The following is a 19000-nucleotide window of genomic DNA, read 5'->3' on the forward strand; positions in this document are numbered from 1 at the left end:
CTGCTGCTCAAGAGCGGGACGGTGGTCGATGCCACGTTGATCGCTGCGCCGAGTTCGACCAAGAACAGCAGCGGCGAGCGTGACCCCGAGATGCATCAGACCAAGAAGGGCAACCAGTGGCACTTCGGCATGAAGGCGCACATTGGCGTCGATGCGGATTCGGGCCTGGTGCACACGGTGGTGGGCACGGCGGCCAACGTCAACGACGTGACGCAGGCGCACGCACTGGTGCACGGAGCAGAAACCGATGTGTTCGCCGACGCGGGCTACCAAGGTGTCGGCAAGCGCGATGAAACGCAGGACATCGAGGTCAACTGGCACGTAGCGATGCGACCGGGCAAGCGCAGGGCGCTGGACAAGAGCACGCCGATGGGTGCGATCCTGGACAAACTGGAGCAGGCCAAGGCCCGTATCCGGGCCAAGGTCGAACACCCGTTCCGGGTGATCAAGCGCCAGTTCGGGCACGTGAAGGTGCGTTACCGGGGCCTGGCCAAGAACACGGCGCAGTTGCACACGCTGTTCGCACTGTCCAACCTGTGGATGGTGCGGCACACGTTGCTGAAGGAGATGCGGGGATGAGTGCGTCTGCAGGCGGCCAGGGGGCCGCGAATCGGGGCGAAATCGGCCTTCAAACCGACTTCGCGAGCCTGAAAACGCCGCCATCCGAAATCGAGTGCATCAACTCACGCTACGGCGGGTGTTGTGCAGACCTTCCTTAGGGAGACAGCCGACGGTGTTATGCAGCAGTTTTGCTCCCTATAACACGTTATGCGTACTAAGACCGCCCTGATTCTGCGTCGAATCGCCTTTACTGCATTGGGAGTGCTGTACGGCTACCTCCTCTGGGCGCAAATGTTGCCGCTACCAGATGCGCTCACCAATTCACTAATGCAGGGCGCAACGTCAGTTCTTAAGGCAACAACGGAGGCATTTGCTCTAACGCTTCCCTACGATGCGATGCTTGCACTCGTTTCCTTCGCGTCGGCCATTCCGAACACCATATTGGTCGCTACTCTGGCTGGACTGACAGTTCGTTATTTTGGGCACCAGCGGTTGCTGATGTATTCGGTTTTGTTTTGGCCTGTCCTGCTGCATGCTTTTCACTGGCTCTACGTGTGGTACATGGAGCAAGTAGCCATGCAGGCAGGAATGAACCCCGCCTTAGCTTCTTACAAAGAGAACTATTTCTTTCCTTCCAAGGCGCTGACAATACTTTTCATCTATTCGCTGTTCTTTGTCTTGGCCTATGTCATATCGCGTATTGCTGGGCCAAGTACGCATAACCCTGCGGTCCACCGGACGCTGCGCGATAAAGCCGCGTAGCGCCGGTGACCTCCACGTTAGGCAGCAGAGACACGTGTCGAAGACTACTCAGACCAAAGCTGAACTATTGACGCACCTCCGCGAGAGCTTGGGCTTCTTGCGTCGATCGAGTGAGGCGTTCGATGCAGGCTTCACTGACGAAGCGAAGAGGCTGGCCACGACCATCCGAGTCCTCGTCCATGACACGCAGAAGTCCAAATCCTTGCTCGGCTTGCTTCACATGAAGTCGAGTATGGGCTTCCTGAACACCGCGTATCCATACAACCCGAAGAACCTGCTTAGTCACCACGGACTGATCGGCCTCCGCATGGAGAACGGCCGGTCAAGTTACTGGGCGCCAAAGGGAGATGCAAGCCCAGGACGCCCTCACAAGTACGTCCTGTTCCCCGATTGGTGGAATGACGTAGTGGTAGTAGACAGCAGAGGCGCTCGCTTCAATCGTCGCGATCTGGTACTTGCTTTGGCGAATCAGGACGGCGGAGCCCATGTGGACCCTCAGCTAGACAGCGACTACGCGCACTTGAGCAGACATAACAGCGCAGGCTGGATGACGACCGACGGAAAGACGGAACGGCCAATCATGGAGCTCGAACTGCACTGCATTCGTCAGATCGCCTACGAACTCGCAACTTCAATTGATCGGCAGCTTGAGAAGAAGCCTGCTGCCTAACCTTTCGCTGGAGCCGACTCGCACCGGCATGGCACTTGGCCCGCCTCCTGGAGTGGTTCATCATCCATCCGGCGGGCCAAGCGCCACACCGGCGCTCGCGCCTCAGCTCAAACGTTAGACCACAAGGGCACTATGGAACTCTTCTGCTTTGCCTCGAAAAATCTCACAAACATTTGGGCGGGAATTGGTGCGCGCATGTGGGCCGTAGCCGAAACATCTCCGACCGATATGAAAGCGAGAATCACAAAATCAAAACGAATGAAGGTCGGCTCCCTCGGCATCCTTTACTGCAACGAAACCCATTCTTTCACTACCCCATTCGTTGTTGTGTCCGAGCCCGATCCAAACAAAGTTGTAAGCAATATTTGGTCAGAAAATTGGCGGCTCCCGTTTTCAATTCACCCACTTGGCAATCCATCTCGCCAAGTTGATGCCACAACCGCCAAACAAAAGTGGGCGGTTCTCGCAAATGTCGGCGCCGGTGGCGTGTCGGCTGCAATGAACATAACTGGCACAACCGTCTTTGTCCCAGTGGAGGTTCCGGCAGATGATTGGGCTCTCATCCTGTCTGATCTCCATGTGGTCTAACACTGCGGTCGAGAGGGACGCTACGCCAGCAAGCTTCGCTTGCTGCCTCCGCGCCCCTCACCTTCGACGTTAGGCCTCATCCCATGCTTGGTCTCTTCGTTCTGTTGCTTGCTGTCGCTCTCCCTCTTGGTATTGTCTTCCTTACCGTCAGGGCCACTGAGGCGGAGCGCAAGGTTTACGAGCACTCTCCCGTAAGGCGGCTCTCTTGCGCGCTAGTGTTCGGCCTAGCCGCCGTGCTAGGTGTTCTGTGGGTGCTCCGTGGCACGGGACCCGAATATGCCACTGCAATGGGTTTATTCTTGGGCCTTCCCGCTAGTGGTATTGCTGCGTTATTGGCGGCAGCGGGCCAACGTTTTCTAGTGGGACGTTCCAAAGCCGTTGCAACGCTTTACGGTGTTGCCATCACAATCCTCACGGCTCTTGCCACTTCCTCGCTTGTTGCAATTCTCATCGCGCCAGGCTCGGCAAGTTCGTTTGTCGCCGCTTTCGGGGCCCTCATGGTTTTGTCTCCCAGCGGTATTCTGGTTCTCGTTTTCGGAGGCCTTGTAGGTTTGTTGCTCAGCTATCTTTCTAACCGCAAGCGGCCTAACACGCCGCTCAACCCGGACGCGCCGACAAGCGGCGCGCCGGTTAGCTAGCACGTTAGACCTCAAGGCGCCAATGAGTATCAACGCGGCACTTAGCCTCCTACTTGAGGAGTACACGCGAGCGAGGTCCGAAGACTTCGCCAAGAACGCACTGGCAGAGATGCTGCGCAGTGACATTCCGAGAGAGATTGCCTCGGTGGTCGGCGATCCTGACCGATACGAGGTGGACGGAAGTCCGGGCAAAGGGAACTGGGCCGATGTTCCGTGGATCGCGATCCTTGACCGACTGGTAACTGAATCCGCTCAACAAGGCTACTACCTTGTGTACCTCATTCGGGCAGACCTGTCTGGCATCTACCTTTCGCTAAACCAAGGCGTGACCACCATTCGGCAGCAGTACGGGGCGGCGACCAAGAAGGCACTCGCTACTCGTGCCAAAGACTTCGAGGCAAGGCTGGGGTCACTAACCAAAGGGCTGCACTGCGGCCCGATCGATCTTGGCGCAAAGCGTGGTCTTGGGGCGGACTACCAGCAAGGTTCGGTGTGCGCCTGCTACTACGCAAGAGAACACCTGCCGAACGATGACACGCTTAATGCTGATCTACGGCGCTTCATCGGACTCTATCGCCACTTGGTGGACAACGAGTCTTCCCTGTACTTGCGCGCTGACACAGAGGACGACGAAACGGGGCTTGATGCCGAGAACCTGAAGAAGCTCAGGGAGCACAAGCGGATCGAGCGAAACAGAAAGTTGGCCGCTAAGGTCAAGCGCCTTCAAGGCCACACGTGCAAAGCCTGCGGGTTCAACTTCGAGCGAGCATACGGCGCGATTGGAAAAGACTTCATTGAGGCGCACCACCTCACCCCGTTAAGTCAGCTCTCGGGCGACGCTGTTATGCTGGACCCAAGACGAGATTTCAGCGTGCTCTGCTCGAACTGTCATCGCATGATCCATCGAAGTGAGTTCGTCAATCGAGTTGAAGAATTCCGGGCCAAGTATGTCGTCAAGGTTGAGGTCTAACCATTCCATCGAGGGGATGCCCAACCGGCTGCGCCGGTCGGTCACCCCTCATGTCAAACGTTAGGCCGCAGAATAGGCACCTCAGTATTCGAGGAGGAGTAGGGTATGCAGATAAGCGCCGCGTGGTCGCAGCCGATTACGCTCAAGAAGAGCAAGTCCACTCGCTTGATCTACGAACTAGACATTGACAACCTGCCGGCAGTGCCTGGCGTATATGTCTTTGGCAGAAAGTTTGGCGGGAAAGTGATCCCGATCTACATCGGCGAGACGATATCGGTACGCGGGCGCGTAAAAGGACACTTGAATTCTCTCGCGCTCATGCGTGAGATTGAGAACGCCCCAAAGGGAGAGCGGTTCTTCATGTACTGCACGGTCAAGACGAACTCTCTCGAGCGCGCAAAGACTCAGGTCAAGATCCTTGAGAAGGCTCTCATTCTGCACGCCCAGACGGACGGTCACGTACTGTTCAATAAGCGAGGTACGAAGCTACCGACGGACGAGATCGCGTTCACCGGCAATCGAACGTCGGAATGCTTGGCGCCACGGGTAATGCTGATCAAGCGCGCCCTTACCAAAGCGAAGAAGCCCGCGGCCTAACCATTCCATCGAGGGGATGCCTTGCCGGCTGCGCCGTCAAGCCACCCCTCATGTCAAACGTTATGCATCTTAGAACTGTGCCATGAAGAAATACGATAGTGCGTTTAGTAGCGCCGCCACACGGGTAGGTACTGCTGCGAAGAAGACGGCACAGGAATACGCCGAGAAAAATATTCCCGACGAACCTTCTTTTACCGCTGTCTTGGCAACAAGGATCAAAGACTCTCTCTCGGGTTTTTCCAAAGGCGGAATCTCTTGGAGCGCAAAGATACTTTCGAATCACGGCCCGAACACTGAAGAGTCGAGATTTGGCGCCGATGTTCTTGGGGCGCTATCGCTAGACCTGCCGGGTTACTCTGTGAAGAAAGGTTTCTTGGCACAGGCGAAAAGACAAGAACCGGGAAAGCCGCTGGCAACAAGCGAGTGGAAGAGAATGCAAGCTCAGTGCAGCACAATGCTGAACTTCACCTCGGACAGCTACGTATTCATCTACGCCCTAAACGGAGTCTTTGTAGTTCCCGCAATTAGCGTTGCTGCTTGCCAGGGCGTCGAAGACCTCCACACCTTGCATCCGAAGAACCTCAGCGCCTTCTACAAAGAGCACTTCATGTGCTTTGTCGGTGATAGAGCAATTGACTCAGCATCACCTCGCGTTCTAGACAACCTCCTAGCGCGAGTGGCGTTCGAAATCTCTGCCAGTGCTAGCAACGATCGAGACCTCTTCATAGACGGTAAAGACGATGCATAACCTTGCGATCCACCGGACGCTGCGCGATAAAGCCGCGCAGCGCCGGTGACCTTCACGTTAGGCCTCACTGGGTACGCAGATGTCGTCCAACCTCGACCGATTCAAATCCGATCTCAGCCACCTCATCAAGTTGGGTGGGCAGTTGGAGCTTTCGATGCAGATCGATTGCTTTCCAGAGCAGGTGAAGGCGGCTCTAAAAAAGCAACTGAAGGACAAGGCCGACGAGTACATCAAGGAGCTCCCGTCGTTTTCCTCAACCTACCAACGGTGGTACTCCGAGGCACTTGCCGTCGTTCGCCAACTCTTGCCAGACCGCCTTTCTGACTTCACCCGTCACTACGAGAAACCCAAGTCGCGGAAGGACATCACCTACGAGAACTATCGGATCGAGGATTACCTCCAGGGCCTTCATGTCACTCGGGGGTACGAGAAGGAGAAGGTTGTTGGGAAGGACGCAGCCATCCCTCAGTTTCAGCAACAACTGGCTATCCTCACTGCCGCCGAGGCCCGATTCACTTCCTCGCTATTTGACATTCGGCAGTTGGTGCAGGCAGACCTCTTGGACTCCGAGTTGGAGGCCGCTGAGCATCTCGCAAAGTTCAAGTTCTATCGGGCCTCAGGCGCCGTAGCAGGCGTCGTCCTTGAGCGCCACCTCGCAACGGTCTGCCAGAACCACAACGTCAGCGCTTCCAAGAAGAACCCAACAATTGCTGACTTCAACGAGCTGCTCAAGTCTGCAACGGTGATCGATCTTCCCCAGTGGCGCTTCATTCAGCACTTGGCGGATCTTCGGAACATGTGCGATCACGCCAGAACACCCGACCCAACAAGCGAGCAGATCGCCGATCTTCTCGCTGGCGTGAAGAAGGTCACCAAGACTGTCTTCTGAAAGCGCAGCGGGGTGAGGCCTAACCCTTCGCTGGAGCGGGACCTCCACCGGCCTGGCACTTGGCCCGCGAAGCGCTGGTTCTTATCATCCGCTTCGCGGGCCAAGCGCCATCCCGGCGTCGGCCCCTCAGCTCAAACGTTAGAGGCCACATCCATGTCAGGCGTTTATCGCATCAGGTTGATGTTTGAATGGGGCGGTTGGTCTTTATGGTGCGGTAACGAGACAGCTTCAAAGAAGTTCGATGTAGGCCCTGTAGAAGAACTGTTACCTATTAGTGAGCTGTCACGCGAAAAACTACATAGCCTTTCACAGTTGCATGACGCCGCATTGAATTGGGAGTATCCGCCTGACCCCGGCCCTTGGAGCGCGGATGAATATGCTAGTTTTGATAAAAAAGCATTAGCACTGTCCGTGGAGTTACAAGCAGAGCTAGGCTCAGAGTTCGAGGTGGTTTACGAACCCCTAGGCCGCCTCTAACAAGTGGTTCAAATCGTTCGCTGCGCTTACTGGGACGGGCTAAAGCCCGCCCCTTAACCAAACGTTAGGACTCATGAGCACCGAGGACCGACTTGCCGAGATCCTTCTCAAGGCTATGGCTCCCTTGGAAGAGGAGCGCTTCAGACAAGCTGAGCAGCGCGAGATCGATACCTCGTGCCCGCATGTCCCATTCGGCTTTGTCCGCACAGGAACTCTCTCGCTTTCAGTCGGGCAACAGCCTGATGAGTTTTGGGCCTATGCAATCTCTGTGGACCAGTTTCTCGATCCACTTTCTGCCAAGATCGAAGCTCTGAGTTCCAGCCGACTTGAACCGATCTTTGCCACAATTCGCCTGGACTTGGCTCGAATCGGAGAAACCGACATGTTTGCAGGCTGTCCCACGCTGCCTGTAGAGGTCTTTTCGGTTGAAAGAGCATGCCAACACTGCAGCGGTCAGGTAATGCTCATGCGGTACTCGGACAAGGCCACGTATCTGCATTGGCACCGTGAGTCCTAACCCTTCCATCGAGCGGACAAACAACGGCAAGCCGTTGTTCGCCGCTCATGTCAAACGTTAGAACTCACCCTCACATCTATGACGCTCTCCCCCCTCTTCAAGAAAATGGTTTGGTTCTGGCTAATCTTCGCCCTAAGCCCCGTTGCGCTGGCATATTTCACGTCAATTGATGCCACTGCCTTGTGGTGCTGGGCATGGCTTGCCATTTGGGCAATATTCATTCACTGGAAAACCGATGGGTTGACCCGTGGGCTGTTTTTTATCGTTGCATCGGTATTTGTAGCAATCATTGGCAAGTCAATGATCGGGAGCAACGAGCATGCTGAGGTTGTTGATATGGTGCAAAACGTAATACTTCTTGTGTCGGGCGGGGTGGGTGGAAACTTCATGGCTGCATACTTGCTCAAGAAATGAACCGTTCTAACCCTGCGCTCAACCTCGCTCCCTTCGGTCGCTGGACGCTGGGCCATAAAGCGGCGCAGCGCCGGTTAGCTCCACGTTAGCCGTCATGGTTTTTCAGAAATTAACCTTTGATCGCTTGTTTCCCGCAGCCTTAAGCGGAACAGGGCTTATGGCATACACAAGTTTCGGATTTGAGGCCGCAGGGAAACGTTATTTCTCTGTAAAGGTTCCAGGAAGGCCGCGAATCGATCAAGGCATGACGGTCATTGCGCTTCTTGAAACGCCAAACGGACTCCGTGAAGATAATGGCCTTTTGGGCTGGGTCGATTGCCGCGATGGCTCCATTGTCTGCGATAGCATATCCGGGTATGCCTTTATGTTTTTATTAAGTACCTTTTGGGCAATTGTGTTTCCGTTCTGGGCGCAGAATGTCATCACTACTCCCGAGAACGCAAACTTGGCCGGTTTCTTCATTGCTTTGCTATTTGGGGGCTTTGCTTTTCAAGCGCTATATATCTCGGTGAAGGCTCTTCTTGTTAAAAAAGCACTCGAAAATGTTCGCAACTTCATCCAACAAACCACTGCGGAGGCTACGGCTAACACTGCGGTTGAGAGGGACGCTTCGCCGCGGGGCGGCTCGCGCCCCTCACCTTGAACGTTAGGCGCTCAGTTTTCCACCATCGCAGAACGCAAACCCAGATGCTCAACGAACGGATCAAAATCCCGGTCGCTGTAAAGCAAAGGCAGATCGTCCTCAATGCACCGCGTTGCGATGATCGTGTCAATGGTTTTGCGTATCGTCACGCCTTGCGCCCTCAGGACACGGTAATTCCTCGCGGCCTGCAGCGCAATGTCTTGCCCGCCCAGCGTGATCACGTCCAGGGCGGTCATCAGCCTTCTAGCCTGGTTGAAGTCTTTCTCGCTGCTAAAACCTTGCAGCACTTCGGCCAAGATCAAGTCTCCAACCGCCAGTGGTTCGCTGCTCAACAGCGAATCCAGGCGCTCGGTCTGTGGCGTCATCTGCCCACGGAAGAAGTCAATCCACACGCTGGAGTCAACAACAATCACTTGTCCGTCCTCATGGCGTTCAGGTCACCTTCCCACTGCAGCTTGCCGCGGAAGCGTCGCAGCTCTTCCTGCTGGCGCAGTCTCAGCAGCGTGCGTAAGCCAAGCTCGACGGCCTCCTTCTTGGTCTTCAGGCCGGTCAGGCGAAGGGCATCGCTCATCAACTTGTCGTCAATCTCAATGTTCGTGCGCATGATGTGTACCGATTGTGCAACGTCTACACATCGTAGCGCTTCGGCACCACCGGGGCAAGCATCTATCAAGGCTGCTGCGCCTAACATATCGGTCAAGCGGACGCCAACACTGGCCATGCCTTCGGCATCTTCATGGCCAGTGTCGGTGCCCTTCACTCGCTGCGCTCCTTCCGGCGCCGCTTACCTCGGGCGTTAGGCCTGGGAGTCGGAGATGCGGCTAGCTATAGTTGATTGCGAAACGACTGGCATAGACGATGACGATGAACCGATCAGCTTTGGTGTTGTTGTGGCGGAGCTTGGTGCTGACGGCGTCGGTTACCCGCAAGCGTGTCTCTACCAAGAGCGAGAGCCTTCAGTTTTAATCTCGCCCGACGCGGAGGCTGTGCATGGAATTGATAGCTCTACGCTCAAGGGTAAAAGCTTCGATGCAAACACCATATTCGAGACGATGGCCGGCGCCGAGTGCGTCATAAGCCACAATGCACGATTCGACGCGCGAATGCTGGCTAAAGTGCTGCCGGAAGCGCTGAGTTGGAATTGGCGATGCACTCTGAGGCAGCGGCCGTTCTTTGATACTCACCATATGAGCCTTCAAACTATATGTGAGCGGTTCGGCATCTCGAGACCAGCGGTACACAACGCGTTGTCAGACGCAGAGGCGCTCCTGCAGGCACTAAATCAGCGGACCGGCAAAACTGCTCGCTCCAAGACATATCTTCAACGCGTTGTGGCTGCTCCACGCTGGCCTGTATTTGCCACAAGGAATCCGCTCCTTGTACTAAACAGTTCGGACAATATATTGTTCAGTTCGCTGAATGAAAAAATTCTTCTAGAGTGTCAGCCTGGAACACAGATCAGGCTATGGACTCATCAGGGGCTTGACTTTATTGTTGGGTATGCTCGCATCAATGGATACTGCGGTGGACAAGGCGAGTGCTTTCGCTTTTCCAAACGGGACAATCCGCATGTTGTCGCAAAGCTTGAAACTATTCATGAGTATGTTGTTCAAAGCATCTCGGACTCAGAAGTGCTAATTTCACCGGCCCATGCCTAACAATTCGTCCAAGCCGGCGCCGCTTCGCGGCGCGGCTTAACTCAGGTGTTAGGGTGTGCAAACGTCGCACGGTGGAGTCCGCACATGACACATGACGCGCGGCAGTTCTGGCAAGAGGTTTGCTTACTCTTGAAGCACCACAGCAAGGGCTCCAGCTGCGAAGTCACTCTCAACCGACTGGTCCGAAAGATCCCTCAGTTGCGAGGAAGGTCCGGTTTGCCCTTGCTTTCAGAACCAACGGTGCACGTGTCCAAGGAACTTTGGAGCGCGGTCGGCACTGGCGGGTGACGGCGGCATGATAGTCAATTCCAATGAAGACGATAGATGCAGTGCATCCACTCAATGTTGCATTGCAACTAAGATTCGGGTTCTCCCTTTCGGGTAGAACCTCAATCAGGTTAACCCTCATCTTGACTGTCAAGGAGCTTCTATGTCGCTGATCAACACCCAAGTCCAGCCCTTCAAGGCGCAAGCCTTTCACAACGGCAAGTTCATCGAGGTGACGGAGCAGTCGCTCAAGGGCAAGTGGTCCGTGCTGATCTTCATGCCGGCGGCGTTCACCTTCAACTGCCCGACCGAGGTGGAAGACGCGGCCGAGCACTACGACACGTTCAAGTCGCTGGGTGCCGAGGTGTATGTGGTGACGACCGACACGCACTTCTCGCACAAGGTGTGGCATGAGACCAGCCCGGCCGTGGGCAAGGCCAAGTTCCCGCTGGTGGGCGACCCGACGCATACGCTGACCCGAGCGTTCGGCGTGCACATCGAGGAAGAGGGCCTGGCGCTGCGCGGCACGTTCATCATCAACCCCGAGGGCGTGATCAAGACCGCCGAGATCCACGACAACGCGATCGCGCGTGACGTGAAGGAAACGCTGCGCAAGCTGCAAGCGGCTCAGTATGTGGCGGCCAACCCCGGCCAGGTGTGCCCGGCCAAGTGGCAAGCCGGCGCCAAGACGCTGACCCCGTCGCTGGATCTGGTCGGCAAGATCTAACCGTCATTCACGCGCATTTATGCGCATGGCCGGGCTGGCGTGATGTCAGCCTGGCGTGTGAGCGGGCACGGCCTGTGTGTGCCCGCCCCGTCTGTTCTCGTTCCCGAGGGCAGGCTCCCTCGAGAGCGCCGTGGCTGCGAGTGCGGCGCTGTCGATGGGGTCGTCAAGACCGCGTCCGTTGTCTAGCGGACATAGCCCCACAAGGAAGTCACCATGCTCGACGCCAATCTTCAAGCCCAGTTGAAAACCTATCTGGAGCGCCTGCAGCACCCGGTCGAACTGATTGCCTCGCTGGACGAGCGTCCCGAGTCGGGTGAGATGCGCGAGTTGCTCGAAGAGATTGCTGGCTTGTCCGACAGGATCCGCCTGCGCCTGGACGGGCAGGACACGCGCCGCCCGGCCTTCCAGATCACCCGCGCAGGCGAGGACATGGGGGTGCGCTTTGCGGCCATTCCGATGGGCCACGAGTTCACCTCGCTGGTGCTGGCTTTGCTGCAGGCCGGCGGCCATCCGCCCAAGGTGGAGGCTGCGCTGATCGAACAGATCCGGGCGCTGAAGCCCGAGACCGACCTGGTCTTCGAGACCTGGATGAGTCTGACCTGCCACAACTGCCCGGACGTGGTGCAGGCCCTGAACCTGATGGCCGTGCTCAACCCGCGCATCCGCCACGTGGCGATCGACGGCGGGCTGTTCCAGCAGGAGGTCGAGGACCGGCAGATTCTGGCCGTGCCGATGGTGTTCCTCAACGGCCAGGCGTTTGCTTCGGGCCGCATGGAGCTGGGCGAGATCCTGGCAAAGATCGACACCGGCGCGGCCGCACGAGAGGCCGCCAAGCTGGCGGACAAGCCCCCCTTCGACGTGCTGATCGTCGGCGGCGGCCCGGCTGGCGCGGCGGCGGCGGTGTATGCCGCCCGCAAGGGCATCCGCACGGGCCTGGTGGCCGAGCGCCTGGGCGGTCAGACGATGGACACCCTGGGCATCGAGAACTTCATTTCCGTGCCGTATACCGAGGGTCCGAAGTTCGCCGCCGCGCTGGAGCAGCACATGCGGGCCTACGACGTGGATGTGATGAGCCTGCAGCGGGTGGAGGCGGTGGAGCCTGCGGCCGTCAAGGGAGGGCTGGCCACGGTGCGTCTGGCCAATGGCGCCGAGCTGAAAAGCCGCACCGTGATCCTGGCGCCCGGGGCGCGCTGGCGCAATGTGAACGTGCCGGGTGAGGAGCAGTACAAGACCCGCGGCGTGGCCTACTGCCCGCACTGCGACGGCCCGCTGTTCAAGGGCAAAAAGGTGGCGGTGATCGGCGGTGGCAACTCCGGCGTCGAGGCGGCCATCGACCTGGCCGGTGTGGTGCAGCACGTCACGCTGATCGAGTTTGCCGACCAGCTCAAGGCCGATGCGGTGCTGGTCAACAAGCTCAAGAGCCTGCCCAATGTGACGATCCATACCAACGCCCAGACCACCGAGATCACCGGTGACGGCCAGAAGGTGAACGGCCTGACCTTCAAGGACCGCGTGAGCGGCGCCGAACATCACCTGGCGCTGGCGGGTGTGTTCGTGCAGATCGGTCTGGTGCCCAATACTGAGTTCCTGCGGGGCTCGGGCATCGAGCTGTCCCGCTATGGCGAGATCCTCATCGACGAGCGCTGCCACACCAGCGCCGAGGGCATCTTTGCCGCCGGTGACGCGACCACGGTGCCCTACAAGCAGATCATCATCGCCTCCGGTGAGGGGGCCAAGGCGGCGCTGAGCGCCTTCGACCACCTGATCCGCTCCTCGGCACCGGCCTGAGCGCCGGGCAGGGGGCGAAGTCAGCGCACATTGAGCACCCGCATGCCCAGCAACTGGGCGCCGCTGCGGTCGATGACGCGCACCGTGGCCTGGCGGGCGGTGAAGCCTTCGGGCAGGCTCACCTGCCCGCGCAGGCTGTCCACGCGGTTCAGGGCCACCGGCAGGGCCTCCAGGCGGTGCTGTGCTTGCACGCCCCGCGCATCCACGCCAGCCACCACGAACTGCAGCGTGGCGTTCAGCGGCCGGCTGCCACCGTCACGCGTGAGCACGAGATCGTAGGCCAGGCGGCCCGGCGCGGCGCTGAAGCGGGCGGCCCGTACGGCCACCGTGCCGCCCCGCGGGTCGGGCGGCAGGGCTTCCACCAGGGCCAGCAGGTCTTCGCGCTGACGGGCCACGGTGTCCTGTGCCGCGGCGAGGTCCAGCGCGAGCTTCTGCCGCTCGGCCTCGGCCATCTGCAGGCGTTGTGTGGTTGCGGCCAGTTCGGCGCTCAGGTGCTGGCGCTGCGCCTCGGCGGTGTCGTGGGCCCGGCGCAGGGCCTGCGATTCGCTGGCGCTCAGGCGCGGGGGCAGGTGCTCGGCCTGCACATAGAGCACGCCGGCCGCACCCAGCGCGGCGCCGCAGAGCAGCCAGCCGAGCCAGGGAGGAAAGCGCCGCGAGCGGCGGCGGCCGTAAGGGTCGAAGACGACGGGTTTGGGGCGTCCCAGCATGGGTGATCGGCAAGAGGTGATGCAACCGGCACAAGAGCGAACCCTGCAGCGTAGCGTCATCGGCCCGTGGGATTGCAACACGATGTGCCTGCGGCAAGCAGATGCGACAGGCCGGCCGTCGCTGCCATGCGCGACAGCGCCCAGGGCCCCCCGGCGTGCGGTGCAGCGCCATCAGGGCCCGTGCCAGCCGGGGGCGGGGCCGATGGGCATCGCTTTCTCTGCATTCGTTAAAATCTGACGTTTTTTGGTGCCGCAAGGGCACCGCCACCTTTCCAGGGTTCCGTGCCGGCGTGGGCCCCCACGTCAGCGGCGCGGGGCGAGGAAGCCGAGGACAAGGGGGTCGTATGCAGGGATTGCACCTTACCGCTGATCTTTATGGATGCCAGTGCGACGTGGCGTTGATGATCGACGCCGCAGCGCTGGCGGACACGTGTCGCCGCGCCGTGCAGGCGTGCGGGCTCACGCTCGTCGACGAGAAGTACCACACCTTCCCCGAATGGCAGGGCCAGCCCGGGGGCGTGACCGGGGCCGTGCTCCTGGCCGAGTCGCACCTGGCCGTGCACACCTGGCCCGAGCGCAGCGGTGTCACGCTGGATGTGTATGTGTGCAATTTCTCGACCGACAACTCCTCGAAGGCTGAGCGGCTGCTCAACGACCTGATGGCGACCTTCGCCCCGGCGCAACGCATCACCAACCGCATCTTGCGCGGATCGAAGGACCCGGAGACGCACTCGGACGAGCTCCTGTTGGAGTGGCTCAACGATCACAGCGCCTTCGGCTTCCAGGTGGCGCGCCGCCTCGAGACGATGCGCACCCGCCACCAGCAGCTCGAGGTGTTCGAGACGCCGCAATGGGGCCGCCTGCTGCGCCTGGACGGCCGCTACATGACCTCCGAGCGCGACGAGTTCTTCTATCACGAGCCCATGGTGCACGTGGCGGCCATCGCGCACGCGCAGCCCCGCTCGGTGCTGGTGGTGGGCGGCGGTGACGGCGGCTCGGCCGAGGAGATGTTCAAGCACCCCGGCGTGGAACGGCTGGTGCTGGCCGAGCTGGACGGCGACGTGGTGGACATGGCGCGCAAGCACCTGCCGTCCATTCACCGGGGGGCGCTGGACGATCCGCGGCTCGTGCTGCGCATCGGCGATGGGGCGGCCTTCGTGGCCGAGCAGGCCGCGCGCCCCGACGGCGAGCGCTTCGACCTCGTGGTGCTCGATCTCACCGATCCCGACACCCCCGCCCAACCGCTCTACACCCGCGAGTTCTTTGCCCGGGTGAAGCAGTTGCTGCGGTCGGGCGGGGCCGTCACCCTGCACATCGGCTCGCCGATCTTCACGCCCGATCGCGTGCACCAGCTCACCGCCTCGCTGCGAAGCGTGTTTGCGATCGTGCGGCCCTTCGGCCTGTATGTGCCCCTGTACGGCACGTACTGGGGCATGGCTTGCGCCTCCGACACCCTGGATCCGGCGGCCCTGGAGCCGGCCGAGGTCGAGCACCGCCTGGCCCAGCGCGGCATCGCGGGGCTGCGCTACTACAACGGCGACGTGCACCGCGCGCTGTTTGCGCTGCCCAACTACTACCGCGACCTGGTCAGGGGCTGAGCCCCACACCCGCCCCAGGCGGTGGGGGCGCGATTCAGTCGTCGAACTCGATCTCCCGGGCTTGCAGGACGCCGTCACGCAGCACACCCTTGACCTCCACGCGGTCGCCCGGGCCCAGATCGCCGACGTTGCCGTCTTCGAACACGGTGCGGTCGTCGTACGTGACGAGGACGCTGCGCCCCCCGTCGGTACTCAGCCTGAACTGGCGCAGCACTGCATCGAGCTGAGACACCGTGCCTTCCCACTCGCTGAGGCGCTCTTCATCGTCCTTGATCTCGACCTCGTCGGCGCGCAGGGCCCGGGCGCGCCAGGTGCCCTCGACCTCGACATAGCGGCCCAGGGCCAAGCCGGCGACGGCCTGTTCGGCCACCACCGGCAGGCCGTCGATGCGAAAGTGGCGCGCATCGTCCATCGCCGTCACCAAGCCCTCGATCGTCAGCCGGCGGCCTTCGGTGAAATCGGAACGGTCGATGGTGGCCCAGGCCTGCACCGGCCATGCCGCCATCCCGCTGCCGGGCGGCACGCGCAGCCACACGAAATCGCCCACCGCAGGGCGGCCGCTCACGCCGGAGAAATCGAACCATTGATCGCCGAGCCGCACGAGCTCGTCGTCCACCTCGCGCACGAAGCCCCGGGCCTTGTACGTGGGGGCTGCGGCCGCCGACGCCATGTAGGTGGCGACGAACTGCGGCACGGCGCCGGAGCGGTCCACATAACCCCAGACCTCCACCACCTGGTCGAGGATCCGGCCCGACTCGCGGATCTGCTCGCGCAGCCGGTCGTCGAACACGGTGGCTGCATTGAAGCGCACCGGCAGCCCCAGCACGCGCAGTTGGCGCACAGACCACTGCACATCGGTCACCGGCCCGCGCAGCGATCCCGCCAGCACGATGCGCTGCGCCAACGCGCGCCGCACGCCGGCGGCATCGGTGCGGATCTCCCCGGCGTCGATCGCCACGACCATGCCCGGCCGCAGCGCCGACGGTGGCACGGGGTTGGCCTCGTCCTCCACGGCTACCGATTCGATGCTGCTGTCGTCGAAGCGGATGCCGCCCACGTGCACCGAGCCGAAGCCCGAAATCGGCCCCGAGGCAAAGGAGCCTGTGCCGCCTTCACCGACGCCGCCACCGCCGCAGGAGCTGAGCAGCATCAACAGGCCCAGCAAGGCCAGCGCACCTTGCCACCAACGTGAACCGCCGGGGCCGGTGTGTTGCGTGAGGGATGTCATGTGTCCTCCGTGCGCTTGCGCGGACGGCCGCGCAAGCGCTTGGGTGTTGCAGGAGCCGGCGGGCTCGCCGGCGGAGGCACCGCGTCGTACGAGTACAGGCCGATGCGCACGCGGTGATCGCCCGCGTGGCCGGCGTCGCGGTCGGCGTCGATCAGGGCCTGCAGGGCGGGCACCATGGCCTGGCGCAGCGTCTGCCATTGCGTCTGGACCAGCTCACGGAAGGCCTGGATCGAGGCGTCCGACAGCCCGTCGGCGAACAGGGCTTGATCGAAATGCTGCGAGCCGCTGCCCAGCAGGTTGGCCACCGCCCCTGAAAGATGGTCACCCACGTTGTCGCCCAGGAAGCGCAGCATCCGGGCGGTGTCGCCGCGGGGCACGAAGGCCTCGCGACTCAGGCGCACGGTGTCGCGCGCCTCGTCCACCGTGGCCATGCCCAGCCGCACCAGTTCTTCGAGCAGGCTGCGCGGATGCACATCCCGGGTGACCGAATGCGCCAGCGATTCGAAGCTGGGCGCCTGGCCTTGGCGTGGCAGCGCGAGCGGGCGGCCGCGCCCGTCCCGGTAGTCGGGGTCGGTCATCCAGCGGGTGAACACCTCGCTGGCGTGCGAGCGGGGCGGGGCCGGTCGTTCGGGGGGCTGCACGATGCGGGTGACCTCCCGGCGCGACAGGCCGGTGGTCGTGCTGATGCGGCTGACACGCCGGTGTTCCGGCAGGTCCGGGTGGGCGGCATGGGCGGCCCGCACGAAGGCCGACTTGGCCAGTTCTTCGAAGGCGGAATAGGGCACCCCCCGCGCCACCGCCAGCCGGGCCAGAGGCTCCAGCACGGCCGACAGCGCCTCCAACAGCGCCTGCTGCTCGGGCGCTTGGGTGTTGTTGGAGGGCGGCTCGTGGGTCATGGCGGCAGGGGGACTGCCCGGATTCTGCGGCAAATGGGCGGGGCGCCCTTTCGACACCCCGCCCGGCGGGCCGCGTGCGGTTTGCCACCGCGACGCGCCATCAGTCCTCGAACTCCACGCGCACAGCTTGCAGCACGCCGCCGAGCATGAAGCGGCCACGCACCTCGACCTTGGCGCCGGGGATCAGATCGGCCAGCGTGCCGTCCTCGAAGCGCAGGATGTGGTCATAGGAGACGGTGATGTCGCCATGCACTTCGTGGCGCAGCACGAAGGTCTCTGCGGCGGTGTCCACCGAGACGACCGTGCCGTGCAGTTCATGACGCTCGTCATCGTCGTCATCGTCCTCCTTCTTGACCACCGCGGCCTTCATCACGCCCGCTTCGATCCGGCCTTTGACTTCCACCTCGTCGCCGCAGGTGACGAAACCATCGCGGAAAAGGGCGGTGCTGGCATCCACCGGAATGCCGTTGACGCTGAAAGAGGTGTTCGAGGTGCAGGTGTCCACCACGCCTTCAATCTCAGACTCCACCCGATCCAGCGAAGGACGGCGCACCCCATGCTTGACGCTCACGGCCACCCACTGGTCGGCCGTGTTCTTCCCGGTGCGCAGCTTCACGCGCACGCGCAGACCGTCGGCCAGGTTGGAGGGCAGGTCCGAGACCTCGCCGTAGTAGATGGTTTCGGAGCCCAGCCGGAAGGTGCGTGCCGTGGTGTCCAGGGCGCTGACGATACCGCGCAGCTTGTAGAACTCGGCATCGTCTTCGGCCTCGACGCGGGTGGCCACGTAGCGGCCGGCGGCGGCGTTGAAGTAGCCGTGCACCTCGACGACAGCGCCGGGGGCCAGGCTGGCCAGGCCCTGCGGCAAGTCCTCGAACTGGGTCTGGGGCCGCACTTCGATCGTCTGGCCGAACAGCACGAAGGTGCTGCCGCCCACGTCCACCGAGCTGACCGGACCGACGAACTCATTGGCCCAGCGCACCCGCAGTGCGCGGCCCACGCCACGATCGCGGTCGACGTCGTCGCCCTCGATCTCCACCCACATGCCGATCTTCAGATCGGCGCGACGCCCCTCGCGGTTCTCATCGTCGAGCACGACGGCGCTGCGGTCATCGAAGCGCACGCCATTGACGACGATGGAGCCGTAGCCGGTGATCTGGCCTTGGGTGTAGGACGTGGCCGCCACCTCCGGGCCCGAGCCGCCGCCACCGCAGGCAGTCAGCAGGGCCGAGACGGCCACCAGAGCGCTGCCCAGCAAGGGCAGCCAGCGCTTGGAAGAAGCAATGGGCATGGAAGTCTCCGAAAGCGTGGATCAAAGAACCGGGCACACCCCGGGCAGGTCTTACGGAGACCAGCATAAATGTGCAACATGCACATTTCAAGAGATTTTTGTAAGCAGGTATTGCGCCTGAGCAACCGTCTTGGCCGCCGGCGCCCGGCCGCCCGAAGCCGGGCCGGGCTCCCGTGGGGGGCACAAGAGCCCCGGGGGGGCGAAGATTCAAGGGCCACGCCTTGGCGTGTGCAGTGGGGGGAAGCCCCCTGCGTCAGAATAGTTGTCGCCCCGATAGAACGATGAACCTGGGGGCGAGGATGGAAGAACGAGTTGGCTCGATACGGACAAGCATTCAAGGACCGGGCGGTGGCCAGGCTGCTGCCGCCG

General features: G+C 61.3%; 22 protein-coding genes. 16 read left to right on the forward strand and 6 right to left on the reverse strand.

Going from position 1 to position 19000, the window contains the following annotated elements; all coding sequences use genetic code 11:
• The 12 genes from AC1ECW_RS15705 to AC1ECW_RS15760 form a co-directional block, all read left to right on the forward strand.
• Positions 1-579, forward strand: a 579-nt coding sequence (locus tag AC1ECW_RS15705) for an IS5 family transposase (protein WP_481202221.1), incomplete at its 5' end; no start/stop codon positions are given.
• A gap of 189 nt (positions 580-768) precedes the next feature.
• Complete coding sequence (locus AC1ECW_RS15710; protein WP_409709184.1) at positions 769-1323, forward strand: hypothetical protein; 555 nt, start codon at positions 769-771, stop codon at positions 1321-1323.
• A gap of 34 nt (positions 1324-1357) precedes the next feature.
• Positions 1358-1993 (forward strand): hypothetical protein, encoded by a 636-nt coding sequence (locus AC1ECW_RS15715; RefSeq protein WP_481202222.1) that lies wholly within the window; start codon positions 1358-1360, stop codon positions 1991-1993.
• Positions 1994-2125: 132 nt separating this feature from the next.
• The gene (locus tag AC1ECW_RS15720) at positions 2126-2581 is read left to right on the forward strand and encodes a hypothetical protein (protein WP_481202223.1); all 456 of its coding nucleotides are present in this window, start codon (positions 2126-2128) and stop codon (positions 2579-2581) included.
• 660 nt (positions 2582-3241) lie between these two features.
• A complete protein-coding gene (locus AC1ECW_RS15725) occupies positions 3242-4189 on the forward strand; it encodes an MrcB family domain-containing protein (protein ID WP_481202224.1) in 948 nt (315 codons plus the stop codon).
• Positions 4190-4294: 105 nt separating this feature from the next.
• On the forward strand, positions 4295-4786 hold the full coding sequence (locus AC1ECW_RS15730; RefSeq protein ID WP_481202225.1) for a GIY-YIG nuclease family protein: 492 nt from the start codon (positions 4295-4297) through the stop codon (positions 4784-4786).
• A gap of 82 nt (positions 4787-4868) precedes the next feature.
• A complete protein-coding gene (locus AC1ECW_RS15735) occupies positions 4869-5534 on the forward strand; it encodes a hypothetical protein (RefSeq protein ID WP_481202226.1) in 666 nt (221 codons plus the stop codon).
• Positions 5535-5613: 79 nt separating this feature from the next.
• Complete coding sequence (locus AC1ECW_RS15740) at positions 5614-6423, forward strand: hypothetical protein (protein WP_481202227.1); 810 nt, start codon at positions 5614-5616, stop codon at positions 6421-6423.
• A 153-nt stretch (positions 6424-6576) separates the two neighbouring features.
• Complete coding sequence (locus tag AC1ECW_RS15745) at positions 6577-6900, forward strand: hypothetical protein (RefSeq protein ID WP_481202228.1); 324 nt, start codon at positions 6577-6579, stop codon at positions 6898-6900.
• A gap of 73 nt (positions 6901-6973) precedes the next feature.
• Positions 6974-7417, forward strand: a complete 444-nt coding sequence (locus tag AC1ECW_RS15750; protein ID WP_481202229.1) for a hypothetical protein — start codon at positions 6974-6976, stop codon at positions 7415-7417.
• A 78-nt stretch (positions 7418-7495) separates the two neighbouring features.
• Positions 7496-7831, forward strand: a complete 336-nt coding sequence (locus tag AC1ECW_RS15755) for a hypothetical protein (RefSeq protein ID WP_481202230.1) — start codon at positions 7496-7498, stop codon at positions 7829-7831.
• Positions 7832-7925: 94 nt separating this feature from the next.
• On the forward strand, positions 7926-8474 hold the full coding sequence (locus tag AC1ECW_RS15760) for a hypothetical protein (protein ID WP_481202231.1): 549 nt from the start codon (positions 7926-7928) through the stop codon (positions 8472-8474).
• Positions 8475-8485: 11 nt separating this feature from the next.
• Here AC1ECW_RS15760 and vapC read toward each other — a convergent pair whose 3' ends face one another.
• Both vapC and AC1ECW_RS15770 read right to left on the reverse strand, forming a co-directional pair.
• Positions 8486-8887 carry a type II toxin-antitoxin system VapC family toxin gene (vapC, locus tag AC1ECW_RS15765; RefSeq protein WP_409709187.1) on the reverse strand — a complete coding sequence of 134 codons (402 nt, stop codon included), beginning with the start codon at positions 8885-8887 and terminating at the stop codon, positions 8486-8488.
• Positions 8884-9234: a type II toxin-antitoxin system VapB family antitoxin gene (locus AC1ECW_RS15770; protein ID WP_409709190.1), complete on the reverse strand. Its 351-nt coding sequence runs from the start codon at positions 9232-9234 to the stop codon at positions 8884-8886. Before AC1ECW_RS15770 ends, vapC begins: the two co-directional genes overlap by 4 nt.
• A gap of 55 nt (positions 9235-9289) precedes the next feature.
• Here AC1ECW_RS15770 and AC1ECW_RS15775 point away from each other — a divergent pair, with 55 nt between their 5' ends.
• The 3 genes from AC1ECW_RS15775 (at position 9290) to ahpF (ending at position 12914) form a co-directional block, all read left to right on the forward strand.
• Positions 9290-10132 (forward strand): 3'-5' exonuclease, encoded by an 843-nt coding sequence (locus AC1ECW_RS15775; protein ID WP_481202232.1) that lies wholly within the window; start codon positions 9290-9292, stop codon positions 10130-10132.
• A 430-nt stretch (positions 10133-10562) separates the two neighbouring features.
• Complete coding sequence (gene ahpC, locus AC1ECW_RS15780) at positions 10563-11126, forward strand: alkyl hydroperoxide reductase subunit C (RefSeq protein ID WP_409709193.1); 564 nt, start codon at positions 10563-10565, stop codon at positions 11124-11126.
• A gap of 213 nt (positions 11127-11339) precedes the next feature.
• Positions 11340-12914, forward strand: coding sequence for an alkyl hydroperoxide reductase subunit F (gene ahpF / locus AC1ECW_RS15785; RefSeq protein ID WP_481202233.1), 1575 nt, complete (start codon positions 11340-11342; stop codon positions 12912-12914).
• 20 nt (positions 12915-12934) lie between these two features.
• Here the strand turns inward: ahpF and AC1ECW_RS15790 are convergent, their stop codons facing one another.
• On the reverse strand, positions 12935-13621 hold the full coding sequence (locus AC1ECW_RS15790) for a hypothetical protein (RefSeq protein WP_481202234.1): 687 nt from the start codon (positions 13619-13621) through the stop codon (positions 12935-12937).
• Between the two features lie 344 nt (positions 13622-13965).
• On the opposite strand from AC1ECW_RS15790, the gene speE reads away from it, so the two are divergent.
• Positions 13966-15219 (forward strand): polyamine aminopropyltransferase, encoded by a 1254-nt coding sequence (speE, locus tag AC1ECW_RS15795; protein WP_481202235.1) that lies wholly within the window; start codon positions 13966-13968, stop codon positions 15217-15219.
• Between the two features lie 34 nt (positions 15220-15253).
• Here the strand turns inward: speE and AC1ECW_RS15800 are convergent, their stop codons facing one another.
• The 3 genes from AC1ECW_RS15800 to AC1ECW_RS15810 all read right to left on the reverse strand — a co-directional run bounded on the left by AC1ECW_RS15800 (position 15254) and on the right by AC1ECW_RS15810 (position 18631).
• Positions 15254-16447, reverse strand: coding sequence for a DUF5666 domain-containing protein (locus AC1ECW_RS15800; protein ID WP_481202236.1), 1194 nt, complete (start codon positions 16445-16447; stop codon positions 15254-15256).
• Complete coding sequence (locus AC1ECW_RS15805) at positions 16444-17343, reverse strand: DUF6502 family protein (protein ID WP_481202237.1); 900 nt, start codon at positions 17341-17343, stop codon at positions 16444-16446. Before AC1ECW_RS15805 ends, AC1ECW_RS15800 begins: the two co-directional genes overlap by 4 nt.
• A 100-nt stretch (positions 17344-17443) precedes the next feature.
• A complete protein-coding gene (locus tag AC1ECW_RS15810) occupies positions 17444-18631 on the reverse strand; it encodes a DUF5666 domain-containing protein (protein ID WP_481202238.1) in 1188 nt (395 codons plus the stop codon).
• Positions 18632-19000 lie beyond the last annotated feature (369 nt).

It is taken from the genome of Caldimonas hydrothermalis (assembly GCF_056746695.1).

Bases quoted from the DNA above. Each gene is read 5' to 3' on its own strand.
- AC1ECW_RS15745 (WP_481202228.1), top strand. From the start codon at position 6,577: ATGTCAGGCGTTTATCGCATCAGGTTGATGTTTGAATGGGGCGGTTGG.
- AC1ECW_RS15735 (WP_481202226.1), top strand. From the start codon at position 4,869: ATGAAGAAATACGATAGTGCGTTTAGTAGCGCCGCCACACGGGTAGGT.
- AC1ECW_RS15755 (WP_481202230.1), top strand. From the start codon at position 7,496: ATGACGCTCTCCCCCCTCTTCAAGAAAATGGTTTGGTTCTGGCTAATC.
- ahpC (WP_409709193.1), top strand. From the start codon at position 10,563: ATGTCGCTGATCAACACCCAAGTCCAGCCCTTCAAGGCGCAAGCCTTT.
- AC1ECW_RS15760 (WP_481202231.1), top strand. From the start codon at position 7,926: ATGGTTTTTCAGAAATTAACCTTTGATCGCTTGTTTCCCGCAGCCTTA.
- AC1ECW_RS15800 (WP_481202236.1), bottom strand. From the start codon at position 16,447: ATGACATCCCTCACGCAACACACCGGCCCCGGCGGTTCACGTTGGTGG.
- AC1ECW_RS15725 (WP_481202224.1), top strand. From the start codon at position 3,242: ATGAGTATCAACGCGGCACTTAGCCTCCTACTTGAGGAGTACACGCGA.
- AC1ECW_RS15720 (WP_481202223.1), top strand. From the start codon at position 2,126: ATGGAACTCTTCTGCTTTGCCTCGAAAAATCTCACAAACATTTGGGCG.
- AC1ECW_RS15790 (WP_481202234.1), bottom strand. From the start codon at position 13,621: ATGCTGGGACGCCCCAAACCCGTCGTCTTCGACCCTTACGGCCGCCGC.
- AC1ECW_RS15810 (WP_481202238.1), bottom strand. From the start codon at position 18,631: ATGCCCATTGCTTCTTCCAAGCGCTGGCTGCCCTTGCTGGGCAGCGCT.
- speE (WP_481202235.1), top strand. From the start codon at position 13,966: ATGCAGGGATTGCACCTTACCGCTGATCTTTATGGATGCCAGTGCGAC.
- AC1ECW_RS15805 (WP_481202237.1), bottom strand. From the start codon at position 17,343: ATGACCCACGAGCCGCCCTCCAACAACACCCAAGCGCCCGAGCAGCAG.
- ahpF (WP_481202233.1), top strand. From the start codon at position 11,340: ATGCTCGACGCCAATCTTCAAGCCCAGTTGAAAACCTATCTGGAGCGC.
- AC1ECW_RS15710 (WP_409709184.1), top strand. From the start codon at position 769: ATGCGTACTAAGACCGCCCTGATTCTGCGTCGAATCGCCTTTACTGCA.
- AC1ECW_RS15740 (WP_481202227.1), top strand. From the start codon at position 5,614: ATGTCGTCCAACCTCGACCGATTCAAATCCGATCTCAGCCACCTCATC.
- AC1ECW_RS15730 (WP_481202225.1), top strand. From the start codon at position 4,295: ATGCAGATAAGCGCCGCGTGGTCGCAGCCGATTACGCTCAAGAAGAGC.
- AC1ECW_RS15750 (WP_481202229.1), top strand. From the start codon at position 6,974: ATGAGCACCGAGGACCGACTTGCCGAGATCCTTCTCAAGGCTATGGCT.
- AC1ECW_RS15775 (WP_481202232.1), top strand. From the start codon at position 9,290: ATGCGGCTAGCTATAGTTGATTGCGAAACGACTGGCATAGACGATGAC.